General features: G+C 58.2%; 15 protein-coding genes and 2 pseudogenes. 6 read left to right on the top strand and 11 right to left on the bottom strand.

The genetic code is table 11. The features are described 5' to 3' along the window. Window positions 1-17 precede the first annotated feature (17 nt). Complete coding sequence (locus HFK74_RS14335) at window positions 18-5,300, bottom strand: DUF6543 domain-containing protein (protein WP_180204061.1); 5,283 nt, start codon at window positions 5,298-5,300, stop codon at window positions 18-20. Window positions 5,301-5,541: 241 nt separating this feature from the next. On the opposite strand from HFK74_RS14335, the gene HFK74_RS14330 reads away from it, so the two are divergent. Then, entirely contained in the window at window positions 5,542-6,669 is a 1,128-nt protein-coding gene (locus tag HFK74_RS14330; RefSeq protein WP_180204060.1) for a sensor histidine kinase KdpD, read from the top strand. A gap of 16 nt (window positions 6,670-6,685) precedes the next feature. Here the strand turns inward: HFK74_RS14330 and HFK74_RS14325 are convergent, their stop codons facing one another. Further along, window positions 6,686-6,991, bottom strand: coding sequence for a chaperone modulator CbpM (locus tag HFK74_RS14325; protein WP_180204059.1), 306 nt, complete (start codon window positions 6,989-6,991; stop codon window positions 6,686-6,688). Window positions 6,992-7,014: 23 nt separating this feature from the next. Continuing rightward, window positions 7,015-7,962: a DnaJ C-terminal domain-containing protein gene (locus tag HFK74_RS14320; protein ID WP_180204058.1), complete on the bottom strand. Its 948-nt coding sequence runs from the start codon at window positions 7,960-7,962 to the stop codon at window positions 7,015-7,017. Window positions 7,963-8,258: 296 nt separating this feature from the next. Between HFK74_RS14320 and HFK74_RS14315 the strand changes: the two genes are divergently transcribed. Further along, window positions 8,259-9,533 (top strand): Hsp70 family protein, encoded by a 1,275-nt coding sequence (locus HFK74_RS14315; RefSeq protein ID WP_180204057.1) that lies wholly within the window; start codon window positions 8,259-8,261, stop codon window positions 9,531-9,533. A 114-nt stretch (window positions 9,534-9,647) separates the two neighbouring features. Here the strand turns inward: HFK74_RS14315 and HFK74_RS14310 are convergent, their stop codons facing one another. The 4 genes and pseudogenes from HFK74_RS14310 to HFK74_RS14300 form a co-directional block, all read right to left on the bottom strand. Further along, window positions 9,648-10,661 carry an AI-2E family transporter gene (locus tag HFK74_RS14310; RefSeq protein ID WP_180204056.1) on the bottom strand — a complete coding sequence of 338 codons (1,014 nt, stop codon included), beginning with the start codon at window positions 10,659-10,661 and terminating at the stop codon, window positions 9,648-9,650. Window positions 10,662-10,770: 109 nt separating this feature from the next. Continuing rightward, window positions 10,771-10,866 (bottom strand): annotated as a pseudogene (locus HFK74_RS33485) (PsiF family protein); the annotation flags it as partial. Between the two features lie 45 nt (window positions 10,867-10,911). Then, window positions 10,912-11,208, bottom strand: a pseudogene (locus HFK74_RS14305) (PsiF family protein); the annotation flags it as partial. Between the two features lie 72 nt (window positions 11,209-11,280). After that, on the bottom strand, window positions 11,281-12,069 hold the full coding sequence (locus tag HFK74_RS14300) for a helix-turn-helix transcriptional regulator (RefSeq protein WP_180204054.1): 789 nt from the start codon (window positions 12,067-12,069) through the stop codon (window positions 11,281-11,283). 95 nt (window positions 12,070-12,164) lie between these two features. Between HFK74_RS14300 and HFK74_RS14295 the strand changes: the two genes are divergently transcribed. Further along, window positions 12,165-13,052, top strand: a complete 888-nt coding sequence (locus HFK74_RS14295) for a DMT family transporter (RefSeq protein ID WP_180204053.1) — start codon at window positions 12,165-12,167, stop codon at window positions 13,050-13,052. A gap of 4 nt (window positions 13,053-13,056) precedes the next feature. On the opposite strand, the gene HFK74_RS14290 is transcribed toward HFK74_RS14295, so the two are convergent. The 3 genes from HFK74_RS14290 to HFK74_RS14280 form a co-directional block, all read right to left on the bottom strand. After that, entirely contained in the window at window positions 13,057-13,947 is an 891-nt protein-coding gene (locus HFK74_RS14290; protein ID WP_180204052.1) for a triacylglycerol lipase, read from the bottom strand. Between the two features lie 107 nt (window positions 13,948-14,054). Next, the gene (locus HFK74_RS14285) at window positions 14,055-14,360 is read right to left on the bottom strand and encodes a multidrug efflux SMR transporter (protein ID WP_046819737.1); all 306 of its coding nucleotides are present in this window, start codon (window positions 14,358-14,360) and stop codon (window positions 14,055-14,057) included. Next, a complete protein-coding gene (locus HFK74_RS14280) occupies window positions 14,361-14,999 on the bottom strand; it encodes an FMN-dependent NADH-azoreductase (protein WP_180204051.1) in 639 nt (212 codons plus the stop codon). Window positions 15,000-15,119: 120 nt separating this feature from the next. On the opposite strand from HFK74_RS14280, the gene HFK74_RS14275 reads away from it, so the two are divergent. The 3 genes from HFK74_RS14275 to HFK74_RS14265 all read left to right on the top strand — a co-directional run bounded on the left by HFK74_RS14275 (window position 15,120) and on the right by HFK74_RS14265 (window position 17,770). Continuing rightward, window positions 15,120-16,058 carry a LysR substrate-binding domain-containing protein gene (locus tag HFK74_RS14275; RefSeq protein WP_180204050.1) on the top strand — a complete coding sequence of 313 codons (939 nt, stop codon included), beginning with the start codon at window positions 15,120-15,122 and terminating at the stop codon, window positions 16,056-16,058. 194 nt (window positions 16,059-16,252) lie between these two features. Next, window positions 16,253-17,014 carry a hypothetical protein gene (locus HFK74_RS14270; RefSeq protein WP_180204049.1) on the top strand — a complete coding sequence of 254 codons (762 nt, stop codon included), beginning with the start codon at window positions 16,253-16,255 and terminating at the stop codon, window positions 17,012-17,014. Between the two features lie 75 nt (window positions 17,015-17,089). Beyond that, a complete protein-coding gene (locus tag HFK74_RS14265; RefSeq protein ID WP_180204048.1) occupies window positions 17,090-17,770 on the top strand; it encodes a hypothetical protein in 681 nt (226 codons plus the stop codon). Between the two features lie 79 nt (window positions 17,771-17,849). Here HFK74_RS14265 and HFK74_RS14260 read toward each other — a convergent pair whose 3' ends face one another. Beyond that, a complete protein-coding gene (locus tag HFK74_RS14260; protein WP_180204047.1) occupies window positions 17,850-19,919 on the bottom strand; it encodes an AsmA family protein in 2,070 nt (689 codons plus the stop codon). Between the last annotated feature and the right edge of the window lie 7 nt (window positions 19,920-19,926).

Genomic DNA, 19,926 nt, shown 5'->3' with positions numbered 1-19,926 from the left:
TGCGATATCGACAGCGATCAGCTTGCCGGTTGAACGGTAAAGGGAATTTCTACCCGCTGCAGCTTTGCCCGGTCAATCGCCTGACGTGTCAAAGTCTTGAGCAACGCCCTCTTTTCATCCTCTATCGCCTGTACATCAGCGGTGTACTGCGCTTCAGTCATGACGCGGCCAGGGGCAAACGCACTTTCCGGTTTGCCCAGCTCTGCGGCGAGCCCCCTGATCTCGATGTTGAGTCGGGCGTTCTCCTCAAGGGAAAGGGTAGAGTCATTCACGCGCTTCTGTAGTGCCATGTAGAAATCCGTCGTAGCGCTGGTCCTGCGTCTGAAGCTTGTGAAGGCGCTACGGTTGGAATCTTCGACGTAGGTTGACCAGAACTGCTGGTCGACGAGCAACTCATCCAGCAACTCTCCTTCCTCAAGGTCCAACACTCTTCGATAGGCCGCATCAATCATTGCCTTGTCGACACCCGCAATCTTTCGGAACTGCATCTTGCGAAACTGCCAGGGCAAGTCCAGCCGATCAGCGAGATCCGTCATAAAGGCCATATGAACTTCAACTTCGTCGATAGTCCCTTCAACCTGACCCAGGGCATCCACTCGCCTGAAATGCTCGCCCTGCTCCAGGCGCTCGGAAACCGTCTTGTGGGCGATCCGGGTCAACTCGTCCAGGCGCGACTTGCCCCGAGCCAGCGTGGCCAGTTCGATCTCTACCAGGCCTGGATTGGCAAGTTCGTAAGCCTCATGGATCAGTACCTCCATGCCCATGGCGTTGAACAACTGCGCTCCAGCATCGACGCACGCGGTGCCGGGGGAGGCCATGGTGAACAGTTTCAGGCGCAACTCGCTGTTCTTGGACATCGCATCAAGCATTCGCCACACCTTGGCCGTCAGATCGACTCGGTAGAGCGTGTCATGAACATAATGTGAGGACATGGTCAGCTTACGGATCTCGTTGAAAAACGGGACCGATCCGGTCTCATCCTCGACGCTGTTCCAGATTTTCTGCCGAGTGACCCACTCGGGGCGTGAGAGGCCCTCTTCCCAATCGAGACTGTCGCGCACGCCACGAGGCGGATAGGGTCTATCAGGGTCCAGGCCGACAGACTCGATGTAATCGCGCAGCGTCTGCAAATGGCTGGCCGAGAGAAATTCCGGATCGCGACTCACCACTGTTCGCGCCAGCAGTTCGGCCTGCACTGAACCTCGAGGCACCACCGGTATATCCGTGATCAGATTGCGCTGGATATCCAGGTAAAAATGGCGGAACCGCGGTTGCGAAAACAGTCCGCTCGGCCAGGTTCGAATACCTGTATCGGCCAGCAAGACCGTATGTAACATTCTCATCCTGCCAATCTCGGGAGCCTCTCGCAGAGGATTGCCCACAAGATCGAGCGTATGAAGCTCGGTGAGTTCAGCCAGGTCGGCAATCCCTTGTGGGTCCAGCACAATTCGGTTTCCGCGCAGGCTCAATTCGGTCAGGTTGCGCATGCGCCCAATGACATTTGGAACTCTCGTGAGCGAATTACCGTTGATGTTGAGCGAGCGCAAGCGGGGAAAATGGTCGAGGAAGGTTATGTGACCATCGTCAAATGCGGTGTTGGACAGATCGAGTCGGGTGACGTGATCGAAGTTGCCCTCCAATGCCGGCATGGTCTCCCAATGCCGCCCCATTGGGAGATCGTGGAGATCGAGTACCGCGCCTTGCAAGTCACCGGATGAATCCACGTCGCGCAGGCCGGTCTGCTGCCAGGCTTCCCTGACGGCTTTGTACACCGCGTTACGAGCCTGCCATTCGGCGATGCCGGCGGACGAGTATCGGAACGATTGGGTCGGTGAGTTCAGCCAGCGTTGAAAATTCGCGTTGAGCCGATTGAATTCGGCTTCAAGTGCGCTTGCCCTTTGCTCAATACTCGCCTCACTGCCACCGGCCCGCAGGTAAACCTGGGCTTCAGCCTCCGACCACCCGGGGCGTACGACACGGACACGCTCCTGGGCTGTCAGTTGTCCCCTGGCCTGATCCAGCCCCCGAAAAGCGCCGCGCATGCCGCCTCGCAGGCGCATGGTTACCGGATCGTACGACGGTTTGCGGATGGGATTGTCCGCCAGCAGGACGTTAAACCTGTCTCGTGGCAATGGCGCCTGTTGAATGGTCTGCTTGAGTGTGGCGCCCTGATTGATCTGATACCCCAAGGCGTCGCGCTCGGCGTCGGGCAAAGCATGCAACACGCTAGCGTACAAGTCGTCGGGCCCATGCAGGTGGAGATCATCGGCATCTCGAGCCTCGTATTGGCCGTTTTCGCTGACCAGAACCCGGCGAATGGCGGCATCCCGAGGACCGACGCTGTTGCTCAGCGGCCCGTCAAATGAAGAGGTACGGATTTCGATTCGCAGGTTTTCGGGCCAAGTAGGCAATGCCTGCAACGAGTGCAACGCCAGACGCTCGGTGTCCGCACTGTAGGGCAGATCAAGGAACAATCCCTCATAAGCGCGTGCAGCTCGTGATGTCAGTACAGAGACTCGCGCACGCTCCCTGAGCGCCAGGGGGATGTGCGACGAGTCAGTGATCTTGAGCAAATCCTCGGGGGCGACGTCGGCCAGCAACGCTTCGGCAGCTGCCGTGGACAGTCCGCTGAAAGCATCCTGCAGCGCCACCACCGGCGAGGAGCCCGTTTGCTGTTTCTGGCGGTTGAGCGCTGCAAACAGGGTTTCGCGCCGGATGTTCGCTTGCTCGGCGAGCTTGTTTCTCAACGCATTGATCCGCATGGGCTGCTCTCGGGAAATACCCTGCCCAAGCATGGCGTGAATGTCGTTTTCGCCTATGAATTTCACGGCAAACTCAGGCAGTTTCCCTGAGAGGACTTCAGCGCGGGTGATTTTCAAGGTATTCGCTGGCGATGCGTCGAGGTCACCGAGTTTCATCGACGGCCCCCAGTGTTCGGCACCTTCAAAGAGTTCGATGCCGATGTGCCCGGGCCATCCAGGCACTTCAAGCAGTAAGCGGGGTACCTGCTCAGTGAACGCTTGCGGTACCACGCCAAGCCGAATCTGCTCGGGCAATTTACCCACATCGGCCCAAGTCTTGAAACGTTCGAGCGTATCGGTCAGCACGGCGGGTGGTGGATCGTTGACGACATGCAGCCTGCGTAGTTCGCCCTCCTCCACCCCACTGGCGATACGGATCTGCTCCAGAGTGGCGTCGGAGAGGCTTTCGGTTGCCGGCCCCATTCTGCGCATGAGCGTGGCATTGTCCCACTCGATCGGGCGGTCGAGCTCGGTCTTCCACCCTCCCGCACCGTTGTGCTCAAGCTTGGGTTGATACGCCTTGGGCCGGTTCGGATGCTGCAAGGCTGGCTGGCTGGTGCGCGGGTCGTTACGCACTTCAAAGCGTTTGTTTTCATGCTTGAGAATGTCTTTGTCACCGTGCCGGAACAAGCCAAGCTCGTTGGGCTTCGCCTCTGCAGGGAGAGCGATATCATGGCCGTAGGGGCTGAGGTTTCTGTTCCACAGTCGTACGCTGCCATCGGGCAGTTGAACCGGCTTCAGCCCGTCGATGAGGGAAGACGGCTTGACCGGCACCGGTGCACCGGTGGGCAGAACATGCCCTGCTGCCATCAGGGCCAATTGCGCGGCATTGATCATGACCCCGACCAGGTGAGCCGCTGCTTCTTCCTTGTCACCCTTGCTCCACTCTTCGATACCTTCCATGGTTTCAAACAGCATTTGCCCGACCATCACGGCCAGCAGCGGTCCGCCCAGCCCTGGAACCAGCATGGCGCCGAAATTGAACACGTTCCAGCCGATGTTCAGGTAAGTGCTCAGCCTGTTCCAGCGGGTGGTGGCGTCTTCATCATCGGTGAGCACCGCGATTTGCCGCGCGTCAGCAATCGCCTTTTCCCTGCGCCAACGACCCAGTTGCGGCCATAACGCCCCCTGGATGATGTTGGTGAAAGGTTCGGCATTGGGGTTCTCGACGGCGGTTTCGCGCCACCAGGGCCCCATGTCCAATGGTCCGCGCGCAGTCCAGGTGAATGTGCTCAAGCGCTCGCGCACCCGGGCGAAAAACCTGCCCTTATCCTTCTGTGCAACAAAACGGCTGAAAAACTGCTGATAACTTGGCGAGCGCAGCTGGCTCACCAGTTCCTTCATGAAGTCCGCCACGGAGTCATACTCCTTGACGGGGTGATCAGGGTCATCGGGCACGTAAACCAGCAACGTTCCATCAAGGCGACTCTGCTGGTAAATATCATTGCGTTGCAGCATGGCATCGACCAAAGCCTTGGGGCCATTGGCGAAAAATGCCTTCAGCAACTTGAACTGATCGAATTCCTGTCCAGGCAATAACGTCAGGCGACGCGACCACTCCATGAGCGTTCGCTGGTGCTGCGGAACCAGGCCGTCATAAAGTCGCTTGACTTGTGAAGGGTCCGCAACGGCGCTGAACAATACGATTCCGGACAGGTTGAAGCCCATCAGCGATAGACGATGGGATAACAGGGGACGATTACCCAGGAGGATGCCTTGTTTCTCGTCGCGAACCTGCTGCAGCTTTGCGTAACTTGCGGAAGACACGTCATTTTTCAGATGAGCGATGCAAATCGATTCGTTGAAAGCGGCCTTTTCGATGTTGATGGTCTGTTGTGCGACTGTTTCGCCTGAATCGGTGCCCTCGGGCATCAGCAATGCCTTTATATGTCGCTGATATTGTGCACCCAGATCAAGTTTGCGGCACAGGATTGCAAATTTCTCAACGATCAATGCATGCCGCTGCAACGCGTTGGTACTGTCAACGGTGAAGATGCCGGAGCCATCACGAAACGCCCCTGCCAGTGTCTCTGGTTCCTCGAAGTTATGCAGGGCCGCCTCAAGCAATGTAGATTGTCGAATCCGACTCGCATTATTATCGATACCAGGAAACAGATTAGCCGGGATATACAATCGAATCACTGTGGCATTGACGTCCAGCTCCAGCTCCAACTCGTCTTTCAACGCGCAGACCAGTAAGGGCTCGGCAAAGGCATTAATGTCTTGCTGCAAATTTTCCAGCGTTGTTTCCAATGCCCCCTGCAAACGCCAGCGCTCGCCAATAAGATCCTTGAGGTACTGGCGGTCTATTGAACGCGCATTCATGTACCAATCAGGAAAGCCCGGTTGTGCGTTGGCGAGCGAGACCAGGCGCGAGGGTGGAGCATCCCTTATCGGCGTCGGCAACTTGCTCAGAAGATAATCACGGTAGGCGTTTTGCTGCCCCACGCTATATGAGTACAGCACTTCTATTTCGGGAGAACCCGATACCTGGCTCATCTTGCACATCCTTATGCGGTAAATTGACTTATCAGTTTTATGGAGGTTCTAAAAAAACAAAAGATTAAAAAACAACGGAGAAAATCATTATTCAGCTGTCGTCGCATTGAATTTGAGAATCTAAAAAACAACTAATTACCGCACCCATTTCCCCCGCAGGTGCTTGCGCCGCGTAATGGTAGTTTTTAGCGCCCGGCAAAAGGGCTAAGATGCGCCAGACCTATCCCTCAGGAATCTGGCCATGCGTCTCCCCGACTTCATCAGGCAACACGTGGACCGTATCGTTGATGAATGGGAGCAGTTCGCCAGAACCATCACCCCGGCGGCAGACAACCTGGACCGTGTGGCCTTGCGTGACCATGCCAAGGCGATACTGCTGGCCGCCGCCCGCGACATGAGCACTGCACAGACCGCCAGCGAACAGTTGGCCAAGGCCAAGGGCGAAGGACCCGAAAAAACCCCGAGCCTGGACGAAGCCGGCGCCAGCCATGGCGAGCTTCGGCACACCGTGGGTTTCGATCTGGTGCAGATGACCAGCGAGTTTCGTCACCTGCGTGCCTGTGTGATTCGCCTCTGGGTCAACAGCCTGGAATCACCGGATATGTCGTACTTCCAGGACATGATCCGCTTCAACGAAGCCATCGACGAAGCCCTCGCCGAATCCACCGCTGCCTATGCCGAACAGGTCAATCGTTCGCGGGATATCTTCCTGGCAATTCTCGGCCATGACCTGCGTGCGCCCTTGCAGGCGGTGAGCATGTCCACCGAATTGCTGATGCGCAAAACGCCGTTGGAAGGCGCTGGACTGACCTGCGCCAACAACATCAAGCGTGGCACGCGGCATATGGCGGCGATGGTCAATGATTTGCTGGAACTGGTGCGCAGCCGCCTGGGCAAAAGCCTGCCGATAGACCCCGCGCCCACGGACCTGGCTGCCGTGGCGCAGGAGGCGATTGCCCAGGCGTGCGCAGGAAACCCCGAGTGCGATCCAAGGTTAAAAGTAGCGGGGGATATGCAGGGCGTCTGGGATGCCGCGCGGCTGAGTCAATTGCTGCAAAACCTTATCGGCAATGCATTGCAGCATGGTTCGACCAAAGGCGATGTCACGGTGTCGCTCAGCGGCGAACCGGACACCGTTTACCTCACGGTGCACAACTACGGCGCACCGATTGCCGAGAAGGACATCGGTACGATTTTCGATCCATTGGTACGCAGCACCGACGAAGAGCTGGGGCAACCGTCCACCAGCCTCGGCTTGGGATTGTTTATCGTCAAGGAAGTGGTGCAAGCGCACGGCGGGACGGTTGAGGTCAGTTCGAACGAAACAGACGGTACGTTGTTTACCGTGGTGCTGCCGAGAAAAGTGTGACGCATCGAGGCGTCACCTACTCCACCACCAAGCGCCCCAACCGCTGCTTGAGCATCCGATTCTCCGCCCGCAATTGCTGGACCTCTTCAAGCAGGTCCAACGCCAGGGCGACACCTTCCCATTCCAGCTCCAGATCGCGCCGCAGCTTGGCGGCGCGTTTGGCCAGGGTCAGTTCGTAATCGGTGAAGCGCCAATCCTTGGGCTGCCCACCCTGAGGTTCGAGGATGCCGTGCTCGACGATTTCGATCACGTAGACGTCCGACAGGTCGGTCGCCTCACAGAATTCTGCCAGGTCCAGTTGAACGATCAGGGGGCTGCTCATGATGGGCTACTCCGTCGCTGGGTTCAGAAGTTTTCTCGTGGGTTGAAGGCGGCTTTCTTTGCCAGTTCCTGCCACAGCGCCTTGACGTCATCGTCTGCGGCCTTGGGCATGACGGCTTTGAACTGGATGAACAGGTAACCGCGTTCACCCGCCTTGTTCAACAGGCCGTGGCCTTTGGCGCGCATGCGTTGGCCGTTCTGGCTGCCCGCCGGAACCTTGAGGTTGATCTTGCCGGTCAGGGTCGGCACGGCGACTTCGGTGCCCAGCGCCAGCTCCCACGGTGCCAGCGGCAGCGTGATGATCAGGTTTTCGCCTTCGACGTCGAATTTCGGGTGCGGCGCAAAGCGGATGGTCAGGTACAGGTCGCCATTGGCACCACCGCCGACGCCCGGAGCACCCTGGCCCTTGAGGCGAATGCGTTCACCGTCGCTCACGCCCGCCGGGATCTTCACGTTCAGGCTTTTGCTGGTGTTGCTCACATGCTGGCCGGCCGCATTGTACTGCGGGACCTGGAAGGTGACCTTCTTCGACTCGGTCGACAGGGTTTCTTCCAGAAACACCCCAAGTTCCATTTCCACGTCTTGCCCTCGACGTCCGGTGCTGCGACGTGATTGTTGTCCACCGCCAGCAAAACCGGGGCCGCGGTTACCGAAGATCGAACTGAAGAAGTCCGAGAAATCGCCAGTGTCCTGGCCACCGCCGAAGCCGCCACGGCTCTGCCAGCCTGGTGGACCCTGGAACGGTTGACCATGCTGGCCATAGCGGCGCAATTCGTCGTATTCGGCGCGTTTGTCAGCGCTTTTCAACGCCTCATAGGCTTCAGAGGCGTCCTTGAACTTGGCCTCGGCGTCCTTTTCCTTGCTGACGTCAGGGTGGTATTTGCGCGCCAGCTTGCGATAGGCGGCCTTGATCGCCTTGTCGTCTGCCGTCGGCTCCACACCGAGAATCTTGTAATAGTCTTTGAAGTCCATCGCGGGAATCACCATCCGTTATCGAAATCGCGCCACCTGCCACAGCATGCGCCTGTTTGCAGCGCAGAGGTTGACCGATCTCAAGGTTGTGACCGGGCAGCGCATCAGAAGTTTATCGGCAGCGTGCAGGGCGACTTGTGTTCGCCCCGAGGCTATCCGGTTGATGCAGGGTAGTTTGGGGGTGATGGCACGTCTTTCAAGCGTTGAACGGCAAGATTTAGCGGATAACCGGCCTTCGATTCTGTGCCGCACTGGCATACACTGCGCGGCCGTTTTTTAACCGGAACTCGAAAGACATGAAAAACGCATCTCCAGCCCGTGCCGTAGGTATCGACTTTGGCACGTCCAACTCCACCGTCGGTTGGCTGCGCCCCGGCATGGAAACGCTGATTGCGCTGGAGGATGACAAGATCACCTTGCCCTCGGTGGTCTTCTTCAACCTCGAAGAACGCCGCCCGGTATACGGCCGCCTGGCGCTGCACGAGTACCTGGAAGGCTATGAAGGCCGGCTGATGCGCTCGCTCAAGAGCCTGCTGGGCTCCAAGCTGATCAAGCACGACACCAGTGTTCTTGGCACGGCGATGCCGTTCAAGGACCTGCTGGGCCTTTTCATTGGTCAGCTCAAGAGCCGTGCCGAAGCCGCCGCCGGTCGGGAGTTCGAAGAAGTGGTGCTGGGTCGTCCGGTGTTCTTCGTCGACGATGATCCGATGGCCGACAAAGAAGCCGAAGACACCTTGGTGGACGTTGCGCGCAAGATCGGCTTCAAGGAAGTGTCCTTCCAGTTCGAACCGATTGCCGCCGCGTTCGACTACGAGTCGACCATCGAGAAGGAAGAGCTGGTACTGATCGTCGACATCGGCGGGGGTACCTCCGACTTCTCGCTGGTGCGCCTGTCGCCAGAGCGTCGGGGTGTGGATAACCGCCAGGATGACATCCTCGCCACGGGCGGTGTGCACATCGGCGGGACCGACTTCGACAAGCAACTGAGCTTGCAGGGCCTGATGCCGCTGTTCGGCTACGGCAGCCGGATGAAGAGCGGCGCCTACATGCCGACCAGCCATCACATGAACCTGGCGACCTGGCACACCATCAACTCGGTGTATTCGCAGAAGTCCCAGCTGGCCCTGGGCAGCATGCGCTACGACATCGAAGACACCGGCGGCATCGACCGCCTGTTCAAGCTGATCGAGCAGCGCGCCGGGCACTGGCTGGCCATGCTGACGGAAGAAACCAAGATCGAACTGACCCATGTCGATAGCCGTATTGTCCCTCTGGACCGCATCGAACCCGGATTGAGTGTGGAGCTGAGCCGCGCATTGTTCGAATCGGCCATCGACAATTTGCTGGAGCGTGTGCGCAACAGCGTCAGCCGGTTGCTGGCAGACGCCGACGTGCGGGTCGATCAGGTGGACACGGTGTTCTTCACCGGTGGTTCGAGCGGTATTCCGGCGCTGCGCAACAGCGTTTCGGCAATGTTGCCGAATGCGCGGCATGTGGAAGGGAATATCTTTGGCAGCATCGGCAGTGGCTTGGCGATCGAGGCGGCCAAGCGTTACGGTTCGATGGACTGATCCGAAACCGAGGTGGGACATTCGCTGGCAAGCCAGCTCCTACGGGTAATGCGTCACTTGTAGGAGCTGGCTTGCCAGCGAAGGCGTCAGATCAGACAACGCATATCGACCTGATCAGACCATCCCCACCTGCTTCAACTCGCTCTTCAGGTACGCGTAATAAATCGGTCCTGCCACCACCCCCGGCAGGCCGAACGCGGCTTCGAACACCAGCATTGCCAGGAGCAACTCCCACGACTTGGCACTGATCTGCCCGCCAACGATCCGCGCGTTGAGAAAATACTCGAGCTTGTGGATGACAATCAGATAGCCCAGCGCGGCCAGCGCCACCCAGATCGACAGCGACAGGCCGACAATGGTGATCAGGGTGTTCGACATCAGGTTGCCGATCACCGGCAACAGGCCGAGCAGGAAGGTCAGCACGATCAGGGTCTTGGTCAGTGGCAGCTTGATGCCGAACATCGGCAGCACCACTGCCAGGAATATCCCGGTAAAGAACGTGTTGAGCAGGGAAATCTTGATCTGGGCGAACACGATGTTGCGAAACGCCTGCACCAGCAAGTGCAGGCGGTCGAACAGGGCAGCGGCCAGCGGTTTGCGCTTGGTCAGGTCCGGAATGCGCTGCAGGGCAATGATCGCACCCAGTACCATGCCGATCAGCAACGTCACGAACATGTGCGCCGCGTCCTTACCCACCAGCTGCAAATCGCTGAGGTGCTTGCTGACCCATTCGCCTATCGCCACGCGAAACTCGGCGGCACTGGCGGGCAGGTAGGCATCGATGAAGGGGGGCAACTGACCGCGAGCGCGGTCGACCACGCCCATGAACTTGTCGAGGGATGCGCCGGGGTTTTCCGCCTCGTGCAGTAGAAAGCTGATGGCACCGGCAAAGATCAGCGACAGCACACTGACAATCAAAGTCCCCAGCAATGCCACCGCCAGCCAGCGCGCACGCCGACCTTCGATCAGACGCTGCAATTGCGGGGTGAGCATGTTGACCAGTTCGAACACCAGCAACCCGGCCAACAGGCTGGGCAGCAACCGCAGCGGAATCACCAGCAGCAGTCCGCCGAAAATGATGACCCAGCTGATGACCAGCAAAACTTGACGTTGAGAAAACGTTGGCATACAGCCTCAAAACGAACGGCGTAAAAGGATTGGCAGTCTGCCAGCGATCCGGTGTCAGCACTAGGGAATGTGTGGGAGCCTTGGAGCCCCCACCTATTTCAACCCGATATTATTTTTTCTTCAGGCACTCACTCATGAACGCATTGCGCTCATCGCCCTTTAGGGCTTTGGTCGCCGCATCGGCATTGCAGGTTTTCATCTTCTCCTGCTGAGGGGTCAGGGTCTTGGCATCATTGGCCGCCGGCGTCGCCTTGAGGCAAGTACTCATGAAGGCATTGCGCTCATCGCCCTTGAGTTTTTTGGTCGCGGCATCGGCATTGCAGGTTTTCATCTTCTCCTGCTGAGGGGTCAGGGCCTTGGCATCACTGGCCGCCGGAGTCGCCTTGAGGCAAGTGCTCATGAAGGCATTGCGCTCATCGCCCTTGAGGCTTTTGGCCGTAGCGTCGGCGTTGCAGGTGGTCATCTTGTTCTGTTGGTCAGTGGCGGCGAAGCCTTGCGAACACAGGAGCAAACCGATCATCAGCAAAGGGGCACGCAGCATCTTCATGGAGTTTTCTCCTTGGTGCCGCACCGAGGGGAACGGCCTTGTCCTGCAGTGTAGACAACGCCTGTTACACCTTCATCTTGTCTCCAGGTGGCTACGTCGGTACTGCTCCGGCGTGCACCCGGCCTGGCGCTGGAACATCGCGATGAACGCCGAGCCGGTGCTGTAGCCCAAATCGAAGGCGACGTCCTGGATGCTACGGTGGCTGTCCAGCGCCTCGATCGCCGTCAGAAAGCGCAGGCGTTGGCGCCATTCACCGAAACTCATGCCCAACTCACGGACAAACTGCCGCGCCAGCGTGCGTTCGCTGACATGAATCTGTGCGGCCCAGTCTGCCAGTGGCCGGTTATCCCCAGGCTCGGCCTGCAGGGCCTCCAGAATGCCAAGCAATCGGTAACTGCTGGCGTAGGGCAAATAACACTCATGCACGGGCGCTTGCTGCAGTTGATCCACCAATACCTGGGCCAGACGCTTGTCCGCGGCCTGCTCGGGGATCTTCACGTCCCGGGCGGCAAAGTCCCTGAGGATCGCCTTGAGGATGTCGCTGATGGCCAGGGTGCAGGCCCCTTGTGGCAGATCTGCGCACAGGGTGGGCGCCAGGCAGACCGCACGATAATTGATCGGCTGGTTGCTGTAGAAGCTGTGCTCGGTCTCGGGGGGCACCCATACCGCGTATTGCGGCGGTGACATGAAACGACTGCCGCCGATTTCCATGTGCAGCACACCATGGGCCGAATACTCCAGCGTGCCCCAAGGGTGGCGATGCGCCGAGGCAAAACGATGCGCATCGAAATCGGCGTAGCGGAAGTAGACCGGGGCGGGTAGCTCAGTGAAATCCAGCAGGTCGATGTGTTTACTGGTCATGCTGTCCGGAATCAGGGGCGGGTTGTCTGGATCGAAGTATAGGGCTGTATCCAGACAAGGGATAATCAACCCTCATCAACGTTCTGGTTTTTCCCATGCAATACGCTTATCCCCTGCTGGCCATTTTCATCTGGGCCGGCAACACCGTGATCACCAAAATGTCGGCCGGGGCGATCTACCCCGCCGAGATCGGTTTTTACCGCTGGCTGCTGGCCGGGTTGCTGTTCACACCCTTCATGCTCAAACCGGTGATTGCCCACTGGCCGTCGATTCGCCCGAACCTGGGCAAGATCTTTGTCCTCGGCGTACTCGGCATGGCGGTTTACCAAAGCCTGGCGTATTTCGCCGCGAGCCTGACCTCCGCGACCAACATGGGCATCATCCTGTCGTTGATGCCGCTGATGTCGCTGGCCATGGCGATCATCAGCCTCGGCCAACGCCTGACCCTCGGCGCACTGGCGGGTGCGGTGCTGTCGTTTGCCGGGGTGTTGGTGGTCGTCTCGTCCGGCAGCCTTGGCGTGCTGCTGGAGCACGGGGTGAACCTGGGCGACGCGATGATGCTGATCGCCACCCTGGCCTACGCGATCTACAGCACTTTGCTGAAAAAATGGCAGCTGCGTTTGCCGCCATTGGTGTTGCTGTATTTGCAGGTACTGGTAGCGGTGGTGGTGTTGTTTCCGCTGTTTCTCGCCTCACCGAAAATTGGCCCGACCCTGCACAATATTCCGTTGGTGCTTTATGCCTGCCTGCTGGCCTCGATGGTCGCGCCATTGGCGTGGATGCAAGCCGTGGTGCGTTTGGGGCCGAGCCGGACCACGCTGTTCTTCAATTTGCTGCCGTTGATTACCGCGCTGATTGCGGCGGTGGTGCTGCATGAACAGTTGGCGATGTACCACCTGGTGGGCGGGATGTTGACGTTGGGCGGGGTGATTCTTTCCGAGCGCTGGACCACCGTGCTGGGCCGCAAGGCCAGCGTTGCCTGATCTCCTACAGGCCTGCAGCTTTCAGCCGCGCCGCGTGCTCGACAAACAAACGGATCGGTTCCGCCCCCTTCCCCACCAGCCCCAAGGACTGATTGACGATGTCGAAATGGTCCAGCGGATACTCGTCGCCAATCACTGTCCCCAGGTGCGAGCTGTAACGCCCGACCATCCCGTCGCAATGCCCGGCCTCGCGAACGAAGGTGCGGGCGAACAACCGGCAACTACGGTTGGTGCCATCGAACAGGTTGCGGCCACGATCGGTCTTGCCCGGTTGCAAGGTGCCGGACCAGGAGTAGTAACGCACGCCGTTGACCTCTTCCGGTCCTTGCCCGCCCCAGGTGTCGGGCAGCCCCTGTGGATAACGTTGATTGAACAGTGCCACGCCTGCAGTGGTGAGCGAATGATGAGAGGCATGGATATCCACCGGCAGCTTCTCTCCGCGATAGCCGGTTTCCAGCAGGCTCATCAGCGCCGCGACCCAGCGTATCAACAAGCTCAGCAGCCGTCCCATGACACTGTCATGCGGATAGTGCCTATGTAGGTAGTCGGCCAGTTCCGAACCATGATTGGGCCCCGCCACCGAGGTCACCGAGGCGACCAGATCCGGGCGTTTGGCCGCCGCGTAGCGAGCCGTCAGCGAGCCCTGGCTGTGGCCGATCAGATTGACCTTCCCGGCACCGGTCTGGCGCAGGATCTCTTCAATCCGCGCCAGCAGCTGCTCGCCGCGCACTTCACTGGAGTTGAGCGGCGAGACCTGCACCGCGAACACCACCGCACCACCACGGCGCAGGGCCTCGGCGATCCCGTACCAGTACGGATAGAGCACCAGACGGATAAACCCGAGCATTCCCGGGACCAGCACCAGCGGGTAACGCGTGGCCGAACCTTGCGACATGGGCGAACATCCTTGTGATCGGTGGGGTGACGCCTGGCATTTGCAAGACATCCGCCAAGCTTCGCCAGCGAACATGACAAACCGACGACCAGTCTAGGACATCCGCCCTACTTCAGCCCCACCACACCCGCCACGATCAGCCCGACCGACAGCAGCTTGACCGCGGTCAGGCTTTCACCGAGCAAGGCAAAGCCGAGAAACACCGTGCCCAGCGAACCGATGGCGGTCCAGATCGGGTAGGCGATGCTCACCGGCAGTTCGCGCATGGCCAGGGTCAGGAAGTAAATCCCCCCCACCGCCGCGACGATGGTCATCAACGATGGCCAGAGCCGGGTGAAGCCCTCGGCGTACTTCATGCCCATGGCGAAGGTGACTTCGAACCCGGCGGCGATCAGCAAAAACAGCCAGGCCATCTAGAACTCCCTGGCCAGGGCCAACAAGCGCTGCTCCGCTTCGGCGGCAGAGACTTCGAAGGTGCGCGCCTCGGACTCTTCGCCTTCGGCGGCGACCACGGTGACATCGGTGATGCCGATGAAACCCAGCGCCGTGCGCAGAAGAGTATCCGCATGGTTCATGGCCTCCAGTTCGCCGCCCGGGCCGAAGCCGAAACCGCCGCGACTGGTTACGATCAAGGCCTTTTTACCCTGCACCAGCGGCTCGTACTGCGCGATACCGTTATCCAGGGTGTGATTGAAGGTCAACCCCAGCCGCACGATCTGGTCTATCCAGGCTTTCAAGCCGCTTGGGACGCTGAAATTGTGCATCGGCGTGGAAATCACCAGCAGGTCATGCCCGAGCAACTCGTCGACCAGCGTGTCGCTGAACGCCAGGTCCGCTTGCATCGACAGCGGTCGCGCATCGGGTTGGGGATAGAACGCGGCGGCCACGAACGCTTCGTTCACCGGTGGAATCAAGGCCCGGCCGACTTCGCGGCGGGTCAGCTTCGATTGCGGGTGACGGGCCTGCCAGGCCGACAGAAAGACTTCCGCCAAATGCCGGGAGTGCGAACGTTCACCCCGTGGGCTGGCATGAATCGCAAGAACTGTACTCATCTGACTCTCCTTGGGACTAAACTAAAACTGCTGGTGGCTTGCAGCTTGGAGCTCAGTGCTGTCCCACTTCAACTGAACAAAAATCAGTCTGGATGAATCCATTTCATCCATGGAGTTGCCATGTTCGCCTCGTTGCCGTTGACCGCCCTGCGTGCTTTTGAATCCGCCTCCCGCCTGTTGAGTTTCAAGGCCGCCGCCGAAGAACTGTCAGTCACTCCAACGGCGGTATCCCATCAAATCCGCTCGCTGGAAACCTGGCTCGGCGTGCAGCTGTTCGAGCGCCTGCCGCGCCAGGTACGCCTGACCGAAGGCGGCGAGCGATTGTTCCACAGCCTGCACGGCGCTTTCCTGGAAGTGGCGCAAAGCGTCGACACCCTGCGCCCGCACCGCAGCGGCACGAACCTGACGATCTCCACCACCGCCGCCTTTGCCGCCCTGTGGCTGGTGCCGCGCCTGGGTCGTTTCTATGCCCGCCACCCGAACATCAGCCTGCGCCTGGACACCCATTGCGAGGTCATCGATTTACATCAGGACGCCAGTGTCGACCTGGTGGTGCGCTACAGCCTCGATGACTATCCGAATCTGTATGGCCTTTGTCTGTTCGATGAGTCGTTTGGCGTTTACGGCTCGCCCGGGCAAGTTGCCTTGGCAGCCCATCACACGCCTACGCTGATCAGCGTGCGCTGGCACAACTCCAAACTCTACGCCCATGGCTGGGAGGCCTGGTGTGCGCAATCCGGCGAGACCTGGCTGGCGGGTCAGCCCACCGTGCGTGAATACGATGAAGAGCACTACGCGCTGCAAGCGGCGATTGCCGGACAGGGGGTGGTGCTGGCGAGCAATATTCTGGTGTCGGAAAGCGTGGCCAGTGGATTGCTGCTGCCTTATCGGGGGGATATGCAGGTGGATGGCGCTGGCTACAGCGCACTGTGCGTGCCGGGACGTGAGCGACATCCACCGGTTCGGGCGTTTTTTGCGTGGTTGCGGGAGGAAGTTCAATTGTCTGGTCGAGCGCATCGAGCAGTGGGAAAGCAGAGTTCAACCCTGACCTACAGATAGAGTGGGCACTCTGAGCATCCTGTAATAACTGGAAAGCCTTATCGAGTTAGTTTTCAACAAAGCTTTCCATTACTTACTGCACCCACAACCTAACTAACAGCATAAAGTTACAAACACTGCCTAGACACCAAAACCCAGTTCTTTATATTGATCCAACAGACAAACAGTCTGCTCAACTATAAAGGACTATAGACATGCACATCGAACAACGACTTGAATTCCTCGATTCCCTGCCTGCTCTGCCCGCAACCAGCATGCCATCTATTCGAGCTTTCGCACCTGAATTCCCAATTGACCCAAGCAAGTCAAGCGGCACTGTCGGAAAAGAAATGATCAACCTCTTCATGGAGGGCGTTAGCCTACAAAACCGTAAAGACGTGAACAATTGCAAGCAATTGGTACAAAATGCCGCCACCAATCGTTACGACCCACAAAAAGAGCTGTATCAATGGTATAAGTACTACGTCGACACTATGCAAAAGCTCGGCTGGGTTATCCAAGCCTCCCAACTCAAGGAGCAGACGATTAAACGCAGTGGCCTGACCATGGACACCGTAGCTCTGTATGTAATGCAAAGTTTTGTAGGCGCCAACATCTCAAAACTGGCCGAACTGGCCGGAAAAGGCGTAGAAAACATCAAAAAGAGTGATGGCCTAGTTAACATTTATAACAGTACAGCCAATGTAGGTTCTGACGCAAAGTTCGACATGTCGCCGATTTGGGAGACCAAGGAAGGTTATCCAATGATGATTCTTAACTGCAACAGCCTGAATGTAAGCGAAAGCAGTCGAGGTATTCTCTGGTGGAAATCTACCACACAGGAAACAAGAATAAAAACCGCCGCACAAGCCGTATATCTCAACGTGGATAGTTATGCGGGAATACGTCAAGGTGTTCTCGAAAAAATCGGTCAATCTGCCAAAAATGCTCTTTCTGAGATTGAGAACATGGAGTAAAGGCAAACGCTTTCCTACACTAGCTCACGGCCCGCCATGAGCTATCCAACGATAATGAAAAAAGCGAAAATTCAAATGACCGACATTACATTGGACACCTACGTTGTCGATGGAAACATCACTCTATTTCTCGGAGAGCATTCAAGTTCCTTCAAGAACGATATTTTGAACTCCAGCTTGCTCGCACATCTGGTTTCAAACCCGAATGGCATTGCCTCAGACGCTTGGTTCTACTCGTATAAAAAACTCCTTGGTTCTCTATCATGGATACTTAAAAGTCAAGGTACTCAAACCCCAAAAAAGCAATCAGCAAGCTTAGTAAGCCTTACAAAACTTGCCTTATCCCGCTACTTATCAGCCACTCAACTGAAAAATATAACCGACTGCTTATCTAAAATAAAACTTCTACCTGATGATTCCGAGAGCCTGTCGGCAATACTGAATAGAATTCAATCAACAGAGGAAAGCGACAAAAAGACAATTACCACAGTCTGCCCTCTGCTGACCATTGTCCGGGAAGACGGCATGGTCATTTCATCGCTTATTCGCTTCAAAACAGCCACCCCCGTCGACATTGCCATTTTCGACGAGGAACTGTCCTCCAGTAAAATAATCGACACGCCGGAAATCAACCAATGGGTTACTTATCTGGAAGAAAACAGTTACGCCAACATTCGAAACACTGTAATCCAAAAACTTGGCAGCAAAATTAAAACAAGACTATTTCATCTTGATGCTGCACCCTTGGAAAATTAACAATCATATACCATCCGCCCGGCACGCTCTTGGCAACTCAACCCCACTAGCGTGCGTTGTTAAACAACGCACCAGTCCTCTATCTTTCCACCGACTTCGGCGCCTTGCCCGCCTTCATCTGCTCCAGCAACGGCGCGCACTGATTCGGTTCTCCGCCGCTCGGCGCCACCAATGCCAGCAACCCCGCCGCTGGCGCAGCAATCACACCCAGTGCAACCATCCCGGCCCCACGCAACATCAAGGGCACGGCTTTCACCCCGGCGTCAGGCTTGATGAACTTGCCCCGCACATACAGTGGCGAACGCAACGAGATCAGCCGCCAGCCCTTGGATTCCGGCGTGATGGTCAAGTCCAGTTGCTCGGTCGCCATGTTCGCCGTGCCATCAATGTAGATGATGGCGTTCTCGGTATCGAAGACGAACAACCGCGTAGTGGCCAGACCGCTCTTGATGTCGAAGTCGGCAGCGGCGCAGTTGATCTTCACTTCCTTGTCGCCAAAGATCTTGCCGATCACATAGTTGCCAACGTTCAACCCGGCCAGCTCCATCAGTTCACGACTGATGGCACCGTCGTTGATCAGCATTTTCAGCTTACCGTTGGCGCTGCCCAGCAACTTGGCCACCGAATTGCCGCGCCCGGTAATGTCGGCATCGCCATTGAGTTGGCCGAAGCTGGTTTTCATCGGTTCGAAGGTCGGGAACAACTGTTTGAGCTTGAAACCCCGGGCGGTGAGTTGTGCCCGGCCCTCCAGCGGTTCGGCGTGCCCGTCCAGGCGAATTTGTGCATCCAGTTTGCCACCGGCCACACCGAAGCGCAGTGGCTCAAGGCTGAGTACGCCATCGCTGAGCACCAGATGCGTGTAGAGATCGTTGAAGGGCAGCTTTTCGCTGTGGACGATGCGCTTGCCGGTGAATTCGACATCCGCGTCCATGTCGCGCCAGCGATCAGTCTTGAACTCCTCGACCGGCAGTACCTTGTCCGCCGGCTGCTTGCTCTCGCCGCCGCGGGCTTTCTGCTTGGCATTGGAGTCGGCGCCGATCAACGGGGCCAGGTCGGCAAACAACAATTGGTTGGATAACAGCGAACCGCTGAGTTTGGGGCGAGGCTGGCCGGCGACGTAGGTCAGGTTGCCATGGATGTCGCTCGCGCCAATCGTGCCGTTGAACGCTTCGTAACGAAACACCGCACCACCCGGCTCATGAAGCTTGGCAATCAGATGGCCGTCGGTGGCATAGGGCGGCGTATCCGGCAGGGTCACGCCAGTCAGGGGGTAAAGGTTGCCCAGGCTGGTGCCGGCCAGTTTCAAGCGTAGATCCAGGGCGCCCAGATTCATCGGATCGGTCAGCGTGCCAGCCAGCTCGACGCTGGTGTCGCCGATCTTTGCTTGCGCCTGAAGCGGAAACGGCCGGGCCGCGTCTTGCAGCGCCAGCAAGCCGCCGATCTTACCCTGGCCCGTGAGTTTCTGAGCGTGGTACTGGCCTTTGACCTTCAGCGCAAACGCATAATCCTGAGGCGCGCGGCCCTGCTCGGAGGCCGTTTTCGCTGCTTTCTCACCGACGATTTCACTGAAGGGAATCGGCTTGCCCAGTGGGTCGATCAGCAGGTCCAGTTGAGTCTTCAGGCTCTGGTCGTCGAGGGTGACATGTCCCTTGTCGAAGCCGATCGCGCCGATATCCACCACCCATGGCGAAGGTTCGGCGTTCGGGTCTTTCGGGTCGAACTTGAAGATCCAGTTGGCACGACCGTCGGCCAGGCGCTGTAGCTGGGCATTGGGCTCGGTGAGATCGATGCGCGGGATCACCACACGCTGCGCCAACAAGGCCAGGGGCGAGATGCGCAACTCGACGCGCTTGAGGCTGGCCATCTGCGGTGTCTTCGACCAGTCCGGGTTGCCCAGGCTCAGATCTTGCGCCACCACATGCGGCCAGGGCACCCAGGCACGCCAGCCACCCTCGTCGGCCTCGCGCCGCCAGACCACCGCCAGATCGCCGTTGATGGCGAACGGACGGTGCAGCTCTTCGGACACCTTGGCATTGAGAGGGGGTTTGATCCGGTTCCAGTCGAAGAACACGATGACCAGCACCAGCCCGGCCAACAACACAACGAAGCTGGCCATGCTCCAGGCGAGAATCTTACGGGTGCGCGTCATTGCACAG

This window comes from Pseudomonas sp. SbOxS1 (assembly GCF_013416725.1).
Taxonomy (GTDB): domain Bacteria; phylum Pseudomonadota; class Gammaproteobacteria; order Pseudomonadales; family Pseudomonadaceae; genus Aquipseudomonas.
Note: the sequence above shows the minus strand (reverse complement) of the source record. Positions and strands in the feature narration are given on the sequence as shown.